General features: G+C 59.7%; 18 protein-coding genes. 13 read left to right on the top strand and 5 right to left on the bottom strand.

The genetic code is table 11. From position 1 onward, the window contains the following. Positions 1-96 precede the first annotated feature (96 nt). Complete coding sequence (locus MWU54_RS11005) at positions 97-411, top strand: hypothetical protein (RefSeq protein WP_247083240.1); 315 nt, start codon at positions 97-99, stop codon at positions 409-411. Here MWU54_RS11005 and MWU54_RS11000 read toward each other — a convergent pair. Beyond that, positions 408-1,163, bottom strand: a complete 756-nt coding sequence (locus MWU54_RS11000) for a sulfite exporter TauE/SafE family protein (RefSeq protein WP_247083238.1) — start codon at positions 1,161-1,163, stop codon at positions 408-410. The genes MWU54_RS11005 and MWU54_RS11000 overlap by 4 nt on opposite strands. Before the next feature lie 147 nt (positions 1,164-1,310). On the opposite strand from MWU54_RS11000, the gene mdh reads away from it, so the two are divergent. The 12 genes from mdh to MWU54_RS10940 all read left to right on the top strand — a co-directional run bounded on the left by mdh (position 1,311) and on the right by MWU54_RS10940 (position 15,947). Further along, entirely contained in the window at positions 1,311-2,273 is a 963-nt protein-coding gene (gene mdh / locus MWU54_RS10995; protein ID WP_247083236.1) for a malate dehydrogenase, read from the top strand. A gap of 283 nt (positions 2,274-2,556) precedes the next feature. Beyond that, the gene (locus MWU54_RS10990; protein WP_247083234.1) at positions 2,557-4,680 is read left to right on the top strand and encodes a hypothetical protein; all 2,124 of its coding nucleotides are present in this window, start codon (positions 2,557-2,559) and stop codon (positions 4,678-4,680) included. A gap of 273 nt (positions 4,681-4,953) precedes the next feature. Beyond that, entirely contained in the window at positions 4,954-6,147 is a 1,194-nt protein-coding gene (sucC, locus tag MWU54_RS10985; RefSeq protein WP_247083233.1) for an ADP-forming succinate--CoA ligase subunit beta, read from the top strand. A 6-nt stretch (positions 6,148-6,153) separates the two neighbouring features. Beyond that, positions 6,154-6,639 (top strand): hypothetical protein, encoded by a 486-nt coding sequence (locus MWU54_RS10980; RefSeq protein WP_247083231.1) that lies wholly within the window; start codon positions 6,154-6,156, stop codon positions 6,637-6,639. A 12-nt stretch (positions 6,640-6,651) separates the two neighbouring features. Then, entirely contained in the window at positions 6,652-7,533 is an 882-nt protein-coding gene (sucD, locus tag MWU54_RS10975) for a succinate--CoA ligase subunit alpha (RefSeq protein WP_247083229.1), read from the top strand. Positions 7,534-7,688: 155 nt separating this feature from the next. Next, positions 7,689-8,243, top strand: coding sequence for a DUF805 domain-containing protein (locus tag MWU54_RS10970; protein WP_247083227.1), 555 nt, complete (start codon positions 7,689-7,691; stop codon positions 8,241-8,243). Next, positions 8,240-11,209 (top strand): 2-oxoglutarate dehydrogenase E1 component, encoded by a 2,970-nt coding sequence (locus tag MWU54_RS10965; protein ID WP_247083225.1) that lies wholly within the window; start codon positions 8,240-8,242, stop codon positions 11,207-11,209. Before MWU54_RS10970 ends, MWU54_RS10965 begins: the two co-directional genes overlap by 4 nt. Continuing rightward, on the top strand, positions 11,210-12,721 hold the full coding sequence (gene odhB / locus MWU54_RS10960; RefSeq protein ID WP_247083223.1) for a 2-oxoglutarate dehydrogenase complex dihydrolipoyllysine-residue succinyltransferase: 1,512 nt from the start codon (positions 11,210-11,212) through the stop codon (positions 12,719-12,721). A 75-nt stretch (positions 12,722-12,796) separates the two neighbouring features. Continuing rightward, positions 12,797-13,303 (top strand): hypothetical protein, encoded by a 507-nt coding sequence (locus MWU54_RS10955; protein ID WP_247083221.1) that lies wholly within the window; start codon positions 12,797-12,799, stop codon positions 13,301-13,303. A 26-nt stretch (positions 13,304-13,329) separates the two neighbouring features. Continuing rightward, on the top strand, positions 13,330-13,719 hold the full coding sequence (locus MWU54_RS10950) for an MAPEG family protein (RefSeq protein ID WP_247083220.1): 390 nt from the start codon (positions 13,330-13,332) through the stop codon (positions 13,717-13,719). Positions 13,720-13,807: 88 nt separating this feature from the next. Next, entirely contained in the window at positions 13,808-15,202 is a 1,395-nt protein-coding gene (gene lpdA / locus MWU54_RS10945) for a dihydrolipoyl dehydrogenase (protein ID WP_247083218.1), read from the top strand. A 373-nt stretch (positions 15,203-15,575) separates the two neighbouring features. Then, positions 15,576-15,947, top strand: coding sequence for a VOC family protein (locus MWU54_RS10940; protein ID WP_247083216.1), 372 nt, complete (start codon positions 15,576-15,578; stop codon positions 15,945-15,947). On the opposite strand, the gene MWU54_RS10935 is transcribed toward MWU54_RS10940, so the two are convergent. The 4 genes from MWU54_RS10935 to MWU54_RS10920 are packed head-to-tail and all read right to left on the bottom strand — an operon-like array spanning position 15,948 to position 18,853. Continuing rightward, positions 15,948-16,553, bottom strand: a complete 606-nt coding sequence (locus tag MWU54_RS10935; RefSeq protein WP_247083214.1) for a pyridoxamine 5'-phosphate oxidase family protein — start codon at positions 16,551-16,553, stop codon at positions 15,948-15,950. Beyond that, positions 16,540-17,274 carry a lysophospholipid acyltransferase family protein gene (locus MWU54_RS10930; RefSeq protein ID WP_247083212.1) on the bottom strand — a complete coding sequence of 245 codons (735 nt, stop codon included), beginning with the start codon at positions 17,272-17,274 and terminating at the stop codon, positions 16,540-16,542. Before MWU54_RS10930 ends, MWU54_RS10935 begins: the two co-directional genes overlap by 14 nt. Next, entirely contained in the window at positions 17,274-18,149 is an 876-nt protein-coding gene (locus MWU54_RS10925) for an FtsX-like permease family protein (protein WP_247084026.1), read from the bottom strand. The genes MWU54_RS10930 and MWU54_RS10925 overlap by 1 nt, the downstream gene beginning before the upstream one ends. 26 nt (positions 18,150-18,175) lie before the next feature. Further along, entirely contained in the window at positions 18,176-18,853 is a 678-nt protein-coding gene (locus MWU54_RS10920) for an ATP-binding cassette domain-containing protein (RefSeq protein ID WP_247083210.1), read from the bottom strand. Positions 18,854-19,003: the final 150 nt, after the last annotated feature.

Raw genomic sequence — 19,003 nt, 5'->3', positions numbered from 1 at the left:
AAAAAGCCCCGAAAGCAGCTTTGCGGACGCAGCGTTAACCAATTGTAAGCCCCCTTTAAGGACGATTTCCCGACACGCACACAGACGGGGAACGTTATGACTCAGGACTTCATGAAATATGCCATTCTCGGCCTTGGCGCGCTTTTCGCATCCGCAACACTGACACAGGCGCAACAAAACTGCGCGCCGCGCGACCTGGTTGTTGAACGTCTGGCCAGCGCCTACGGCGAGACGCGACAATCCATCGGCATCGGGCAAAACAACGTGGTTATCGAAGTGTTTGCCTCAAAGGACACCGGGACATGGACCATCACGGTCACTAACACCGCCGGCACAACCTGCCTCGTGGCCAGCGGTCAGGCCTTTGAAACCCTGGCCGAAGCGCTGCCCGTGCCGAACGAGGATGCCTAGCTCAGCGCATCCCAGATCAGTTTTGATCCCGTGACTGTCAGCAACACATAGGTCAGTCCAAAAAACAGGCGTTCTGGCACAACATGATGCGCCCGGATGCCAATCCACGTCCCCAGCACCGCAAACGGCGCCAGCACCAGGTTGATGGTCAGCGTTTCAACGGTGAAGAACCCCATCACAGCATAGATCGCGGCCTTGAGCACATTCATCGCCCAGAACACGATCACGGTCGACGCCTGATAGGCCGTTTTGCTCAACCGCCGTCCCAACAGGTAGACCGCCGCCACCGGACCACCGGCATGGCTGATGAAACTGGTAAAACCCAGCCCGACCCCTGCCGCGATGCCAACCGCTGGCGATGTCTCGCGCGTGCCCAGTTTCAAAACGCCCGACGCCCGTGCCAATTGCCACAGGACAAACGCGATCGAGATGCCTCCGATGATCAACCGGATCGCATTCGCCTCGACCATGCCAAAGAACACCGCCCCCAGAAACGTCCCCGGCACGCCGCCCAGCAGCAAAAGCCGCACCTCGGGCCAGCTCCACTTTTTCCAATAGGTCGGAAGGCTGCTCACATCGATCAGCATCAAGAGCGGCAACATGATCCCAAGCGCCATCGCGGGTTCAAAGGCAAGCGCAAGAATCGACGCGCTGGCAAAGGCCGCGCCTGACCCAAAGCCCCCCTTTGACACCCCCGCGAACACGGCCGCAGGAATGCCCAAAGCGAAAACTGCCCAACTCAATGCGTCCATTTTCGCCTCGATAATTCAATGGATTTCCAAGACATATCCCCCCGATCCGCCCCGCACCACCCAAGAGGTGCGTCAGCACCGCACTTGCGAAACGCCCTCAGTCGGACTAGCAGAACGCAAATTTCAAACGGACCGGAGATAGTTTCCATGGCCAGACCCAAGATTGCCCTTATCGGCGCAGGACAAATCGGTGGCACACTCGCCCACCTTGTTGCGCTCAAAGAACTCGGCGACGTTGTTCTCTTTGACATCGCAGAAGGCACCCCAGAGGGCAAAGCGCTCGACATCGCAGAATCCGGCCCGTCCGAAGGCTTCGATGCCAAACTGAAAGGCACCCAGGACTACGCCGATATCGCAGGCGCAGACGTCTGCATCGTCACCGCCGGTGTGCCGCGCAAGCCCGGCATGAGCCGCGACGACCTGCTGGGCATCAACCTCAAGGTCATGAAATCCGTCGGCGAAGGCATCGCCGCCAACGCCCCCGACGCGTTTGTTATCTGCATCACCAACCCGCTCGACGCGATGGTGTGGGCGTTGCAGCAATTCTCCGGCCTGCCCGCGAACAAGGTCTGCGGCATGGCGGGTGTTCTCGACTCCGCGCGCTTCCGTCACTTCCTCAGCCTCGAATTCGATGTGTCGATGAAAGACGTCACAGCCTTCGTTCTCGGCGGTCACGGCGACACGATGGTGCCGCTCACACGCTATTCCACCGTTGCCGGTATCCCGCTGCCCGATCTGGTGAAAATGGGCTGGACCACGCAGGAAAAGCTCGACGCCATCGTCCAGCGCACCCGCGACGGCGGCGCAGAAATCGTCGGCCTGCTGAAAACCGGCTCCGCCTTCTACGCCCCGGCAACCTCCGCCATCGAAATGGCCGAAGCCTACCTCAAGGACCAAAAACGCCTCCTGCCCTGCGCAGCATGGTGTGATGGCGAGTTTGGCCTCGACGGCTTCTACGTCGGCGTCCCGACCATCATCGGCGCTGGCGGGATCGAGAAGATCGTGAACATCGAACTGGCAAAAGACGAACAAGCCATGTTCGACAACTCCGTCAACGCGGTGAAGGGCCTCGTTGAGGCCTGCAAGGGCATCGACGACAGCCTGAAGTAAAAAGGCGGCCGCTTTTTAGCTTTGACGAAAGGCCCAGCGCACAATCGCCGGGCCTTTTTTCGTGGGCATATGCAAAAAAACACGCATCAATAACCCGTGATCAACTGTGCGCGAGAAGCCACAACCGGCACAGCATTCATGTTTGAGCCTCAACAATGCTGAGGTTTTTCGCCCCAAACCGCTACGCTGATTAAAAAAATGGGCGAGCAGTAATAAACAGTCGTTCTAGCCGATGACATTACGTTTTGATCCGCCCGATTGGAGCAGGAACCATAAGGCGTGCATGATGAAAATCACGGCCATTAAACCATTTACCGAACCACATGGCACGGAAGCTACCCTCGAATTTTATCACAGGATCTTTCGTCCCTATTTCGAAGAATACGCTGCTTTAACTGACAATGCGTATGATATCACGGCCTCAACAGACGCGACCGAAATCGTACGGGCCGCACATGAACAGGGATTGACAGTATCGGCGTTTCCAAGCCTGCCAGCCCGCCGTTTAACTATCGACAACGGAACACAAAAAGTCGGCTTTGCCGCCGCTCAACCGAGTGCGATGAAACCCATCATCGACACATTCTGCGCCGACAAGCTCGTGCAGAAGGTGTTTTACGCCAAGAACCACATTCCGCATGCGCGAGGACAGCAGGTCACAAGCCTCGAACATGCCCGCGAGATTCGCCCGTCCATTGGGCCATCTGTTGTCCTGAAACCGTCGCGCGGTCGCCAGGGCTTGGGCGTGACAGTCGGGATTTACGACGATGTGGCCCTGAAAGAAGCCTGGTCCTACGCACGAAGCAGCCGCCGTCAATCGCCAATCATGATGGAAGAGACGTTTGTCGGTTGCGACTTGCGCGCCGTCATTTTGGACAAAAAGGTTGTGTGTGCATACCTCAAAATCCCGCCGAATGTGATCGGTGACGGGCGCTCGACAGTACAGGAGCTGGTAGATGCCAAAAATACACGGCGCGCGGTCAGCCCGGCGTTGCGTGTCGCGATGATCCCCACCGATAAACGAGCGCAGGAATTGGTGCGCCTTCAGGGCGTGGATATGTCCACCGTCCTGAACAAGGGCGAAGCTGTTCTTCTGGGTCTCACGCAAAGCGTAAGCTCTGGCGGCGACCTGTTGCCGATCAACGGGCGGTTGTCTGCCCCGGTTGACAAGGTCGCCCGTTCGGTCGCCGAGGCGCTTGATTATACCGGCCCGCTTGGAATGGATGTCCTTTGCCGGGATTTCGAAGAACCGAACGGCACCGCATTGATCTGCGAAACCAATCCTCAACCTGCGCTCTTCGGGGCTTTGTATCCGCCCGTGGGTCGATCCGTCGATTGTCCAAAACTGATCGTCCAACACTACTTCGGAAAAGCGACCCAAAAACCTAAAGCTGAGCCGTTTCGCATATCTTGCCAAGGTGCCCGGATAAACGAATTACAGGCATTTGCCGAAGCCGTCGCAGCAAACAACGCGAATATCATGGGCATTCAATGCGATGACGAGTGCACCATCTCGGGCACCGCGACGAAAGAAGAAATATCGACGCTGGTCAGCAAACTTCTCGATACGCGACACAAACCAAAATACGTTGACAGCGCATATGTGATCCTGCCGAAAGACGCTGCTGGAACGCGCAAAACAGCGTTCAATATGTCTAAGGGACAAACCAAACCACTGCGCGCAAGCGACGTCATCAAAACGCTCTGCGCCAAAGAGGCAAAGGCTCCGCTCGTCACGGAACTCGATGATGTGGTTCAACTGAACAGCACATCTCGGCTGACCTTTACGTCCCCGCAAGTGAATGGATGGTTTTCGTGCGTTCATGCAAACCATTCCGGACACCAGAGGCTTCGGCATACGCTTGCCATGGCGGGCCTACCGGTAACTCGGAAGTTGATGTTCGATCCCGGCGATGGTCGTGGTATCAAACGCGCAGTGGCCCGCTTCGGCCAGAATTGCATAATCACCCTGATGGCGCGCACGCGCCCCCAAGTAGAGCAAACCGTGTCCACGGCAGCTGAAGCAGAAGCCGTCCTGAAGACGCACGCCAACAAAAACACGAAAACGGTCATCGTCTCTCCGACGAAAACCTGCAGTCAGGTCGCGTTGCTGGTGTTCGACAATCGCCTTTTGGCCGCATATCAAAACACCGAAGAAGGCCCGCTTCGCCTCCATCCTGCTTGGCAAACGATCGCATCAACCTGCATGCGCGCCCTTCCAAGCGCGAGGCTCTTGTCGATCGACATCGAGATGGAAGACCCTCAAATGCCCCCCGACGACCAAGAATGGGCCGTCGATGCTATTGACGCAGACCCGGACCTCGCAAAATTTGGTTCGAAATTCATTGACCCGAAAAGTACGTTTGCCCGTCAGATGCGACGGTTGATCAACGAATTGGCGATTTAGCCCACACATCTGCGACGTCTGACGTCGATGGAACATCAAAATATCCACGCGTTGACGGCCTGCACCGGAGCGTCGAAGGAATCACTTGTCTTCGACGCTGAAGGCTACGCCAGCACGTTGCAAACAATTATGTGATCACACGATTTTCACGTGTGATCACAAATGTCGCTTTTTCCCGTCTCAGGCCCCGGTGCGGCAAAAAAGCCTTTAAATCCGACATCCCCCCGCACTTATATCGGGAAAAATCGCAGCAATAGACGGGACAGTTGACCGATGAACATCCACGAGTATCAGGCGAAAGCCCTGCTACGCAGCTACGGCGCCCCGGTGTCGGATGGCCGCGTGGTTCTCAAGGCCGAAGAGGCCAAGACCAAAGCAGGCGAAATGGACGGCCCGCTCTGGGTGGTCAAGGCGCAGATCCACGCAGGTGGTCGCGGCAAGGGATCGTTCAAGGAAGAGTCCGCTGGCGATGCCGGTGGTGTGCGTCTTGCGAAATCCGCATCTGAAGCCGCTGAAGAGGCCAAGAAGATGCTGGGCCGCACGCTTGTCACCAAGCAAACCGGCGACGCGGGCAAGCAGGTCAACCGCATCTATATCGAAGACGGCTCCGGCATCGAGACCGAGATGTACCTCGCCCTTCTGGTGGATCGCCAAACCTCCCGCGTGTCCTTTGTGGCCTCCACCGAAGGCGGCATGGACATCGAGGAAGTCGCGGAAAGCACGCCAGAGAAAATCCTCAGCTTCTCGGTCGATCCCGCCACCGGCTACCAGGCCTTCCACGGCCGCCGCATCGCGTTCAACCTTGGCCTGACCGGCAAGCAGGTGAAGCAATGCGTCGCACTCATGGGCACGCTCTACAAAATGTTCATCGAAAAAGACATGGAGATGCTCGAAATCAACCCGCTCATCGTCACCGACAGCGGCGATCTCAAATGCCTCGACGCCAAGATGGGTTTTGACGGCAACGCCATCTACCGCCACCCCGACATCGCCGAACTGCGCGACGAGACCGAGGAAGACCCCAAGGAACTCGAAGCCTCCAAGTATGACCTCAACTACATCGCGCTCGACGGCGAGATCGGCTGCATGGTCAACGGCGCGGGCCTTGCCATGGCGACGATGGACATCATCAAACTCTACGGGGCTGAGCCCGCCAACTTCCTCGACGTGGGCGGCGGCGCGACCAAGGAAAAGGTGACCGAAGCGTTCAAGATCATCACCTCTGACCCCAACGTAAAAGGCATCCTCGTCAACATCTTCGGCGGCATCATGCGCTGCGATGTGATCGCGGAGGGCGTGGTCGCTGCTGTGAAAGAGGTTGGCCTCAAGGTGCCACTGGTTGTGCGCCTCGAAGGCACAAACGTCGAAGAGGGCAAAGCGATCATCAACAACTCCGACGTTGACGTGATTGCAGCGGATGACCTCAAGGACGGTGCCGAGAAGATCGTGAAAGCGGTTAAGGGGTGATCTAAAATGGAAGTTGGCGGCACTCATTTGTTAACTGTCGGGGCATCAATTGCGGCCTCAATAGTGACAGTTATTGCCGCAGACTTCTTCGGTTTGCGTCGAGATAGAGCGAAGATGCGAATGGAGTTTGCATGGCAGCTTCGCAGACAAAGATGGGACGCGGTTTACGAAGCCTTGAACACTTGTCCTCGGTTCTCAACCGAACCGTCCGAAATGTTGAAGTCGATTATCGAGCTTACGGTTTGGTCATCCAATAAGGTTGAACCCTGGATAGATCGCGAAGCGTCGGAGAAGCTGCAACAGATCAGGTCAGAGGTCGAAGAATGGGTCGGCATTGCTGCGAAATCCGTCGACGAGAACCGGAGTGTCAGTCTCAATGTACCAACCGAGAAAATCAACTCGCTTCGAAATGAAGCAAACAAAGAGTTAGCGCACGCCTTGCAAAAGATGCGGGGCAGTCATGCACAGCTTATCAAAGAACACGAATTGTAAGGAGCCACCAACATGGCCGTCCTCATCGACGAAAACACCAAAGTCATCTGCCAGGGCCTCACCGGGTCGCAGGGCACATTCCACACCGAACAGGCCATCGCCTATGGCACCAAGATGGTCGGCGGTGTGACACCGGGCAAAGGCGGGCAGACGCATCTGGACCTGCCGGTCTTCAACTCGGTTCACGAGGCCAAGCACGTCACGGGCGCGAACGCGTCCGTCATCTACGTGCCGCCGCCCTTCGCTGCGGACTCGATCCTTGAAGCGATTGACGCCGAAATGGAAGTGATCTGCTGCATCACCGAAGGCATCCCGGTGATGGACATGATGAAGGTCAAGCGCGCGCTGCAGGACAGCAAAAGCCGCCTGATCGGCCCCAACTGCCCCGGTGTGATCACGCCGGACGCCTGCAAGATCGGCATCATGCCCGGCCACATCCACAAGCGCGGCACCGTTGGCGTTGTCTCGCGCTCCGGCACGCTGACCTACGAAGCGGTGAAGCAGACCACGGATGTGGGCCTCGGCCAGTCCACCTGCGTCGGCATCGGCGGTGACCCGATCAAGGGGACCGAGCATATCGACGTGCTGGAATGGTTCCTGGCCGATGACGAGACCGAGAGCATCATCATGATCGGTGAGATTGGTGGTTCTGCGGAAGAAGAAGCCGCCGAATTCCTCGCTTCTGAGAAAAAGAAAGGCCGCTGGAAGCCCATCGCAGGCTTTATCGCGGGCCGCACCGCCCCTCCGGGCCGCCGCATGGGCCACGCTGGCGCGATCGTCGCCGGTGGCAAAGGCGGTGCCGAGGACAAGATCGAAGCGATGAAATCCGCTGGCATCGTTGTGGCGGAAAGCCCCGCGTCACTGGGTGAGGCCGTGCTTGAGGCGATTGGGTAAATGACCAGAAGGGCGTTCTTCAGGAGTGAGGGCAGCGCCCGACCCTGGGTGGGTGCTGAAAGCGCCCTCCCATGGGGAGGGTCGGGCGCTGCCCGGCGTTACCGCCGCGCGGGAAGCACGAGATGGTGAGTGGAATATGCATGAACACTTCTGGCATGGCCGAAAGCAACGCGGTGTTTCGGGCAATTGACAGCATGCTTATAAATCTAAACTCAATTGCATTTCGTGGTCGTATGTCGCGCAAAGCCTATTGGCGTTTTTTTCCTTTCGGCATTGCCCTTCCAATAGCTGCATTTTTTGTCGCTTTTGTTGTCGATGCAACATACTTGGCTCGTGTTCTTGCGGCGGTTCTTTTCGCGATACCATTGTTATCGGCCAATTTCAGACGGCTCCAAGACACAGGAGAAAATGGCAACGAAGCGCTCATGCCATGGGGATACTTCGCCATGAGCGCATGCACGTTTTTCTGCGCCTACCAGCTTTTTTACAACGCCTACAGCGTATTTGGTTTGGAACGCTCGCCACTGCCATATGGGAACTTGGTGGGTGATCTACTGTTTGGTCTGGCGTCACTTTGCCTTGTCGCCTTAGCACTCGTTCTTTTCATCCGGTTTCTGATGCAGTTTTCCGTGACAACCGGTCAGCTTTTGCTCCCCTCCCAACCCGGTCCCAACGAATACGGTCCCAACCCTAATGAGGTGCCCCAATGACCGACCAATCCCCCAACGATCAATTCCACGCCTCCAGCTTCATGCAGGGGCACAATGCGGAGTACCTCGAACAGATGTACGCGCGCTATGCCAATGACCCCAACGCGGTCGATCAGGCGTGGCAGGCGTTCTTCCGGCAGTTGGGCGATGATGAGATCAGCGTCAAACAAGAGGCGCAGGGCCCAAGCTGGGCGCGCGCCGACTGGCCGCCTGTGCCGAACGATGATCTGACCGCCGCACTGGACGGCCAGTGGCCTGTCGCACCGGTCGAGGCGAAAGCCGCCGGAGACAAGATCAAGGCCAAGGCGCAGGAAAAAGGTGTCGAGATCACAGACGACGCCATCCAGCGCGCCGTGCTCGACAGCATCCGCGCGCTGATGCTGATCCGCGCCTACCGGATCAGGGGCCACCTTGCCGCAGACCTCGATCCGCTGGGCATGCGTGAACAGACGGCCCACCCGGAGCTTGACCCGAAATCCTATGGCTTCACCGAGGCCGACATGGACCGCCCGATCTTTATCGACAACGTTCTGGGCCTGCAGATCGCCTCCATGCGCGAGATCGTGGAGATCGTCAAACGCACCTATTGCGGCACGTTTGCGCTGCAATACATGCACATCTCCGATCCTGAACAATCCGCCTGGCTCAAGGAACGGATCGAAGGCTACGGCAAGGAAATCGCCTTCACCCGCGAAGGCCGCAAAGCCATTCTGAACAAGATGGTCGAGGCCGAGGGCTTTGAAAAGTTCCTCCACGTCAAATACATGGGCACCAAACGCTTTGGTCTGGACGGCGGCGAAAGCCTGATCCCCGCGATGGAGCAGATCATCAAGCGCGGCGGCAACCTTGGCCTGAAAGAGATTGTCATCGGCATGCCCCACCGGGGCCGTTTGTCGGTGCTGGCCAACGTAATGCAAAAGCCCTACCGCGCGATCTTCAACGAATTCCAGGGCGGCAGCTTCAAACCCGAAGATGTGGATGGCTCTGGTGACGTCAAATACCACCTTGGCGCGTCCTCTGACCGCGAATTTGACGGCAACTCTGTCCACCTGTCGCTGACCGCCAACCCAAGCCACCTTGAAGCGGTGAATCCTGTGGTCCTTGGCAAGGTGCGCGCCAAACAGGACCAGATCGGCGACACCGAGCGCAAACAGGTGATGCCGATCCTACTGCACGGCGATGCCGCGTTTGCGGGTCAGGGTGTGGTTGCCGAATGTTTCGCCCTGTCCGGCCTACGCGGCCACAAGGCGGGCGGCACGATGCATATCGTGGTCAACAACCAGATCGGCTTTACCACCGCGCCGCACTTCTCGCGTTCGTCACCCTACCCCACCGACAACGCGCTGGTGGTCGAAGCACCGATTTTCCACGTCAACGGCGACGACCCCGAAGCGGTGGTGCACGCGGCCAAGGTCGCAACCGAGTACCGCCAGAAATTTGGCAAGGACGTTGTGATCGACATCTTCTGCTATCGCCGCTTTGGCCATAACGAGGGGGATGAACCGATGTTCACCAACCCCGTCATGTACAAGAAGATCAAAGGCCACAAAACAACCCTGTCGCTGTATACCGAACGCCTTGTCAAAGACGGTCTGATCCCCGAAGGCGAGATCGAAGATATGAAGGCCGCGTTCCAGGCGCATCTGAACGAAGAGTTCGAGAGCGGCAAAACCTATAAACCCAACAAGGCCGACTGGCTGGACGGACGGTGGAGCCATCTGGATCGCAAGGATCAGGAAGACTACCAGCGCGGCCAGACGGCGATCAAACCCGAAACGCTGGAACAGGTCGGCACCGCGCTCACCCGTGCGCCAGACGCGTTCCCGCTGCACAAGACCGTGGCGCGCCTGTTGGAAACCCGCAAAGCCATGTTCGACAAGGGCGAAGGCTTTGACTGGGCCACAGCCGAAGCGCTGGCGTTCGGGTCGCTTCTGACCGAAGGCTACCCGGTGCGTCTGGCCGGTCAGGACAGCACGCGCGGCACGTTCAGCCAGCGGCATTCCGGCCTTGTGAACCAGGAAACCGAAGAACGGTATTACCCGCTCAACAACATCCGCGAAGGGCAAGCGCGCTACGAAGTGATCGACTCCGCCCTGTCGGAATACGCGGTGCTTGGGTTTGAATATGGCTACTCTTTGGCCGAACCCAACGCCCTGACGCTGTGGGAAGCCCAGTTCGGCGATTTCGCCAACGGCGCGCAGATCATGTTCGACCAGTTCGTGTCGTCCGGCGAGTCCAAGTGGCTGCGCATGTCGGGCCTTGTCTGCCTTCTGCCCCACGGCTTCGAAGGCCAAGGGCCAGAGCACTCGTCTGCCCGGCTCGAACGGTTCCTGCAGATGTGTGGTCAGGACAACTGGATCGTTGCCAATTGCACGACACCGGCCAACTACTTCCACATCCTGCGCCGCCAGCTGCACCGGTCGTTCCGCAAGCCGCTGATCCTGATGACGCCCAAGTCGCTGCTGCGGCACAAGCTGGCGGTGTCGAAAACCGAAGAGTTCACCACCGGATCGAGCTTCCACCGCGTCCTCTGGGACGACGCACAGCACGGCAATTCGGACACCACGCTGAAGGCGGACGACAAGATCAAACGTGTCGTCATGTGTTCGGGCAAGGTCTACTACGACCTGCTTGAGGAACGCGACGCGCGCGGCATCGACGATGTCTACATCCTGCGTTTTGAGCAGTTCTACCCGTTCCCGGCGATCTCTGCCGTGAAGGAGCTCGAACGCTTCCCGAATGCCGAAATGATCTGGTGTCAGGAAGAACCCAAGAACCAGGGGGGCTGGACCTTCATGGAACCGAACCTCGAATGGGTTCTGGGCCGCATCAAGGCCAAGCACCCGCGCCCGCGCTACGTGGGCCGCGCCACATCCGCGTCGCCCGCAACGGGTCTCGCAAGCCAACACAAAGCACAGCAAGAGGCGCTCGTGAACGACGCGCTGACGATCGAAGGGAACGCATAAATGACCACCGAAGTACGAGTCCCCACCTTGGGCGAATCCGTGACCGAAGCCACGGTCGCCACGTGGTTCAAGAAACCGGGCGACAGCGTCGCTGTCGATGAAATGCTGTGCGAGCTTGAAACCGACAAGGTGACGGTCGAAGTGCCCTCGCCCGCCGCCGGCACCTTGGCCGAGATCGTCGCAGGCGAAGGCGAAACCGTCGGGGTCGATGCCTTGCTGGCCACCCTTTCCGAAGGTGGCGAAGCCACAGCCGCGCCCGCCAAGGCCGAGGCCGCCCCTGCGGCCGCCCCTGCCGAGGAAAGCGGCGGCGAAAGCGTGGACGTGATGGTCCCGACGCTGGGTGAATCCGTATCCGAAGCCACCGTCTCGACCTGGTTCAAAGCCGTGGGCGACACGGTCGCGCAGGACGAAATGCTCTGCGAGTTGGAAACCGACAAAGTGTCCGTCGAGGTCCCGGCCCCTGCCGCCGGTGTCCTGTCGGAAATCACCGCCGCCGAAGGGTCGACCGTCGAAGCTGGCGGCAAGCTGGGTGTGATCGGCGGCAGCGTCGGTGCAGCCGCCTCCGCTCCGGCCGCCGCAGCCCCTGCCCCGGCAGCCAGCGCTCCGACAAGTGGTAAAGATATCGAAAACGCACCGTCCGCTCAAAAAGCCATGGCCGAAGCGGGCCTGTCACCGGATCAGGTCCAGGGCTCTGGCCGCGACGGGCGCATCATGAAAGACGATGTCGCCAATGCCGTCGCCGCCGCCTCAAGCGCCCCGGCCCCGGCCGCCGCGCCTGCAGCACCACGCGGCCCGGTCAGCGCCGACGATGCCGCGCGCGAGGAACGGGTGAAGATGACCCGCCTGCGCCAGACCATCGCCCGCCGCCTCAAGGACGCGCAGAACACCGCCGCGATCCTGACCACCTATAACGAGGTCGACATGACCGAGGTGATGGCGCTGCGCAGCCAGTACAAGGACCAGTTCGAGAAGAAGCACGGCGTCCGCTTGGGCTTCATGTCCTTCTTCACCAAGGCCTGCTGCCATGCGCTGAAAGAAGTGCCGGAAGTGAATGCCGAGATCGACGGCACCGACATCGTCTACAAGAACTTCGTCCACATGGGCGTCGCGGCTGGCACGCCGCAGGGTCTTGTGGTTCCGGTGATCCGCGATGCCGACGCCATGTCCTTCGCCGAGATTGAGAAGGCCATCGCCGAAAAAGGCCGCCGCGCGCGGGACGGCAAGCTGTCGATGGCCGAAATGCAGGGCGGCACGTTCACCATCTCGAACGGTGGCGTCTACGGCTCGCTCATGTCCTCGCCGATCCTCAACCCACCGCAGTCGGGCATCCTCGGCATGCACAAGATCCAGGACCGCCCGATGGTGATCGGCGGCGAGATCAAGATCCGCCCGATGATGTACCTCGCCCTCAGCTACGACCACCGCATCGTCGACGGCAAAGGCGCGGTGACGTTCTTGGTCCGTGTCAAAGAGGCGCTGGAAGACCCACGCCGGTTGTTGATGGATTTGTAAAGACGTTGCGTGCAAGCAGGGAACCTAGCAAACCCTAGGGTGCCTGCTTGCCGGACTACGTTATTCGGAGGCAAAATGAAAACCAGTCTGATTCTAGCGTTCGCAACCTTGGCTTCTTCGTTGGCTGCGGAAATCGTAGAGACAACTGATGGTCGGCGCATCGAACTGCGAGCTGACGGCACGTATGTAGTGCTGGGGGAAGCTACCGCCTCAAAAATCGAAATGGAGGAAGCTGAGCCGTTTTTTGAGCATCATGCTGGAGAATATAATCAGAATAGCATGCGTTTCATGCCAATCTTCAAAAACAATACGGGCAATACAATCGTAGGCTTCCGCTTTAATACTGTATTCAAATCGGCATTTGGGGATGTGGTGTTCGAGTTCGCAGGTGAATCCAGTGAACGCGTTCCTTCTGGCGCGCTTTCGACAGCGAACACCTTCTACTTTTTTGACGACAACCAATTCATTCCCAACCAGCCTTACGACAAACTGAAAATATTTGAGGGTTCTTCCACAGGCTCGATCACAACCGAAGTTACCGCAGTTGTTTTCGAAGACGGTACGATTCTCAAATCCGAGTAATGCAGGTCCGTGACGATGAACAACAAATGACCCCCGAACTCACCGCCCTCACTCTCGCCGCGCTGCTGCAAGTGCTGCAATTCGTGGCCTACTCGGTTGCGGCAAACCTGCAGGTCGGCCCGAAAACGGCGATGTCTCCACGGGACAAACCCGTCCACCTCACCGGCACCGCAGGCCGCCTGCAGCGCGCGATGAACAACCATTTCGAAGGGCTGATCCTCTTTGGCATCGGCGTGATGGTCATCACCTATTCCGGCCAAAACACCGACATCACCGCGCTGGCCTGCGCCATCTACCTGATCGCGCGTGTGCTCTACGTGCCCGCCTATGTCTTCGGTCTTGCGCCGTGGCGGTCGGTGATCTGGTTCGTCGGCTTTCTTGCGACCCTCACGCTGCTGATCGCCGCGCTCATGTAACTTCTCTGGTTCAAAAATATCTCGGGGGAGCGCCGTCAGGCGCGGGGGCAGCGCCCCCAATCCCCGCCAAACACAAAGGACACTCGAAATGGCACAATACGACGTCATCGTCATCGGCTCCGGCCCCGGCGGCTACGTGGCCGCGATCCGCTGCGCGCAGCTGGGTCTGAAAACCGCCTGCGTCGAAGGGCGCGAGACGCTGGGCGGCACCTGCCTGAACGTCGGTTGCATCCCGTCAAAGGCGCTTTTGCATTCCAGTCACATGTTGCACGAGGCCGAGCACAACTTTGCCAAGATGGGGCTCAAGGGCAAATCGCCGTCGGTCGATTGGAAGCAGATGCTGACATACAAAAACGAGACGATCGAGGCCAACACCAAGGGAATCGAGTTCCTGTTCAAGAAGAACAAGATCGACTGGCTCAAGGGCTGGGGGTCGATCCCCGAGGCAGGCAAGGTCAAGGTGGGTGACGAGGTCCACGAGGCGAAGAACATCATCATCGCGTCCGGCTCCGAAGTGTCGCCCGTTCCGGGGGCGGATGTGACGGTGGACGAGAAAGTCGTGGTCAGCTCGACCGGCGCGCTGGAACTGCCGAAGATCCCCAAGACGATGATCGTGATCGGCGCAGGGGTGATCGGGCTGGAACTGGGGTCTGTGTACTCCCGGCTGGGCACCAAGGTGCAGGTGATCGAATTCCTCGACGCGATCACGCCGGGCATGGACGCCGAGGTGCAAAAGACCTTCCAGCGCATTCTCAAGAAACAAGGCCTCAGCTTTACGATGGGGGCCGCCGTGCAAAAGGTCGAGGCGACCAAGAGCAAGGCCAAGGTCACCTACAAACTGCGCAAGGATGACAGCGAACATACCGCGGATGCGGATGTGGTTCTGGTCGCAACGGGCCGCCGCCCCTACACCGACGGGCTTGGCCTTGACGCGCTTGGGGTCGAGATGTCCGAGCGCGGGCAGATCAAGACCGACAGCCAGTGGAAAACCAACGTGCCCGGCATCTTTGCCATCGGCGACTGCATCGACGGCCCGATGCTGGCGCACAAGGCCGAAGACGAAGGCATGGCCTGCGCCGAGGTCATCGCGGGCAAACATGGGCATGTAAACTATGGCGTCATTCCGGGGGTGATCTACACGCATCCCGAGGTCGCCAATGTCGGCAAGACCGAAGAACAGCTCAAGGAAGAGGGCACAGCCTACAAAGCGGGCAAATTCAGCTTTATGGGCAATGGCCGCGCGAAGGCGAATTTTGCCGCCGATGGGTTTGTGAAAATCCTTGCCGATAAAACCACCGACCGCATCCTGGGCGCGCATATCATCGGGCCGATGGCAGGCGATTTGATCCACGAGATCTGCGTCGCGATGGAGTTCGGCGCGTCGGCCGAAGACCTTGCACTCACATGCCACGCGCACCCGACCTATTCCGAAGCGGTGCGCGAAGCAGCGCTCGCCTGTGGCGATGGGCCGATTCATATGTGAGTGACATATGCCAAGGGGGAAGCCTGTTCGAACAGGCTTCCTGACGCGGTTTCGAAACCGCGTGGAAGGACTCTTGATAGAGCCCTTTTGTCGTTATGTAGAAGCGGCGCCGCCTCGTTGGCGTGACGTTTCTCTCGGCGATCCACGATTCAACGCGGGGCCTGTACCTGGGGGAAACCCAGGCCTGTTCGGAGACCGGTCTCTCATGGCCGACCTTCCGGCGTCCGAGAGAAGTGTCAAAGGGATCGCGGTGTGGGAGTGACCCTGTCCGCTCGTTGCGCAACGTGGGCGCGGTTATGCGCATCAGATCTTAGCACTTTGGAAATGCACCGTTCGGGCCTAGGCTGGGCCTGCGCAACGGAAAGGACATCCCATGCAACTTGGTGCGTTTTCCATCAGCCTTGCGGTCAAAGACCTTGCCGCGTCCCGCGCGTTTTACGAAGCGCTTGGATTTTCCAAATTCGGAGGACAGGCGGACCAGGGCTGGCTGATCCTCAAAAGCGGCGACACGATCATCGGGCTCTTTCAAGGGATGTTCGAGAAGAACATGCTCACCTTCAATCCTGGCTGGGATCAGAACGCGCAGGACACCGACCCGTTCGAGGATGTGCGCCGCATTCAGGCCCGGTTAAAGGCGGCGGGACTGTCGCTGGATGTGGAGGCAGACCCGGAAAGCGACGGCCCGGCGCAGATTGTGCTGACGGACCCGGACGGGAACCCGGTGCTGATCGACCAGCACCGCTGATCACCACATGCGGGGCTGCGCGCGCTCTTCGTAATGTGTGTCGTAGTCAGAGCCGCCGACCTCTCCATTGGTCATGTCCGCGAGGATGTCGCCAACCGTGGGCAGGCCGTCCGGCACAGGCGCGCCGTCCCACAGTCCCGACCGCATCAGGGCCTTGGCGCATTGGGTGTAGACCTCGCAGATCTCGGTCACGATCACGGTTGCGGGCTGTTTGCCTTTCTTTTCAAACGACGCGCGCAGGTCTGCGTCGTCGGTGATGAAGGCTGTGCCGTTCACCCGCACGGTGGTCTTGGTGCCGGGGATCATAAAGATGAACGCGATGCGCGGGTCTTCGATCAGGTCGCGCAGCGCATCGAGGCGGTTGTTGCCCTTCCAGTCCGGCAGGTGCAACGTCTTGGGATCCGCCACGCGGACCACAGGGTCTATGTCCCCGCGCGGTGTGCCATGCGTGCCGTTGGGCCCGGCTGTGCAGACGACGCAGAAACGCGCGGCCTCCACCCAACGGCGGTATAGCGGCGTCATGTGATCTGCGACCTTGCTCAGCGACGACGCCACCGGCGGACCATAGAGCGCATCAAGCTCCGTGCTGCTGCTAATGCGGCGCATGGAACCCGGCCTCGGCGTTGAGACGATCAGAGGCGTCTTCGATGGTTTTTTCCAGCAGGGGCAGAAAGTCATGCCGCGGCAGGCCGGGGGGGATCGGATCGAGAAATTCGACAACCGCCGTGCCCTGTTTGCGGTAGATCCCCCGTTTGGGCCAGAACAGCCCGACATTGGCGGCAACCGGCACGCAGGGTTGGTTCAGCTGTTCATAGAGCACCGCGGTGCCGACCTTGTAGGGTGCCTTGACCCCCGGCGCGATGCGGGTGCCTTGCGGGTAGATAATCAGTTGACCGGGTGTGCTTGTGCCTTTCTCAACAGACTCCACCATCTGCTTGATCGCGGCACCACGCTTGCCGCGATCAACCGGGATGCAACCGATGCGCAGCCCGTATTGGCCGACGATGGGCGCGTACATCAGGATGCGTTTCATAATGAATTTGCCCGCTGGCAGGGCCGAGAACACGAGAAACACGTCGAGAAAGCTCTGGTGCTTGGACGCAACCACGCATTCATACTTCGGTGGTGTGCCCCGGATTTCGGTTTTCAGCCCGATCATCCACGGCGCAGCCCAGCGCACGTAGCGGCAGACTGCCATACATCCGGTGCGCGCGCCTTTGCGGGAAAACAGCGCCCAGGGGAACAAAACGAGGCCAACGACGGCAATCGCCACATAGACCGAGATCACATAGATCAGCGACCGGACCCATTGGATTGCATATGCCATCAGGCCAACTCCTCTAACACGCGTATCGCGGCGAACCGGGTGGCCAGAAGCGCCACCAGCCCGGACAGCGGCGGGATCAACATCACCCAGAGCCATCCCACACCCTGAATCGTCAGCCCGGTCAGAAAGCCCGAGGCTTCACCGCCGCTGGGAATGAGAAACAGCGCAATGATGCCGACCAATGTGCCACAGGCCGCCCCTGTCAGGGCGCGCAGGGCAAAGCGCCGGACAAAGGCGCTGGCGATATAGGTGTCCTTGGCCCCGACAAGACGCAGCACCGCGATCACCTGTGCGTTGGCGGCCAAGGCTGCGTTGGCAGCCAGCGTCACCATTGCGGCGGTGGCGGTGGCGATCAGCAGGATCGACGCCCAGCCCAGAAGCCTCAGCCGCGTTGCCGCTTCGATCAGGGGACGCCGCCAGCGGGCGTGATCATCCAGCACCGCCGCCGGGGCTTCTGCCGCCAGTCGCAGGCGCAGGCCGGACGGATCGTAGCCGTCATCGGTTTCCTGAATGTCGATCAGTTGCGGCAGTGGCAGGTCTTCGATGGGCAGGTCCGGGCCGAACCACGGAAGCAGCAACGCCCGTTGTTCCTCAAGCGTCAGCGCGCGGGCATCGATGATGCCGGGTGTGGTGCGAAGCACCCGCAGCGCGGCTTCGGTCTGGGTGGCGACTTCGCCCGCCGGGGCCGAGATACGCACGGTGGAGGATTGGGCCAGTTCGTCGCCCCAGCGATCCGCAATGCGCCCCGCTGCCATCGACAAGGCAAGCGCAAAGACCGCAAGAAACGCCATTGCAAAGGCGCTGAACAGGGTCAGGCGCGCGGTAAACCCGGTGGGCGGGACAACGCGGTCGGCTTTTTCGTCGAACCGCAGCATCTGCGCCGTCGCGCGGGGATCGAACTTCACAGATCCACCCCCGCTGTTTGCAAGCGTCGATTGGAAATCCGCAGCACGCGGGTCTGGACCTGTGCCTTGGCGGCGCGGATCAGCCCCAGATCGTGGGTGGCCACAAGGATCGTCTTGCCCATGCGGTTCAGCTCGACCAACAGGGTCAGCAGCTTTTTCGACATCTCCCAGTCGATGTTGCCCGTCGGTTCATCCGCCAGCACCACGTCCGGCGACATGATCACAGCGCGGGCGAGTGCGGCGCGTTGGCGTTCGCCGCCGGACAGTTCCGGCGGGTAGGCATCGGCGCGCGCGGTCAGGCCAACCCATGCCAGCAATTCCTTGAGGTTGGCATCCGTGCCGCCAGCATCCTGCCCGGATACCGCAAGCGGCAGCGCCACGTTTTCCGTCACCGGCAGGTGGTCAAGGAACTGGCAATCCTGATGCACCACGCCCATTTTCCGGCGCAGGATGGCCACGTCATCGCGTTCCAAGCTACGGACATCGCGGTCGAACAGGCGCACGTGCCCTGCCGTGGCCTGAAGCGCGCCGTAGCACAGTTTCAGAAAGGTCGTCTTGCCGGATCCGGACGGTCCGGTGAGGAAATGAAACGACCCCGGCGGCACGGTCAGGTTGATGTCGGTGAGCAATTCGCCCCCGCCATATGAATAGGCCACGTTCTCAAGCTCGATCACGGCGGTGGTGCCTCTGCCTCTGGTTCGGCGCTGTTGTGCCTGAGCATCGTGCCGGTTTCAATGCAGGCAACGTCATACAATGGGGTTTTACATGCCGATTGGCGCGCCTATGCTGATCACATTGGTGAGGAATGCGCGCTGTCTGCACGA

This window comes from Marivita sp. S6314, assembly GCF_023015985.1.
In the GTDB taxonomy this organism is placed as follows: Bacteria; Pseudomonadota; Alphaproteobacteria; order Rhodobacterales; family Rhodobacteraceae; genus Marivita.
This window is presented reverse-complemented; position numbering and strand designations above follow the sequence as displayed.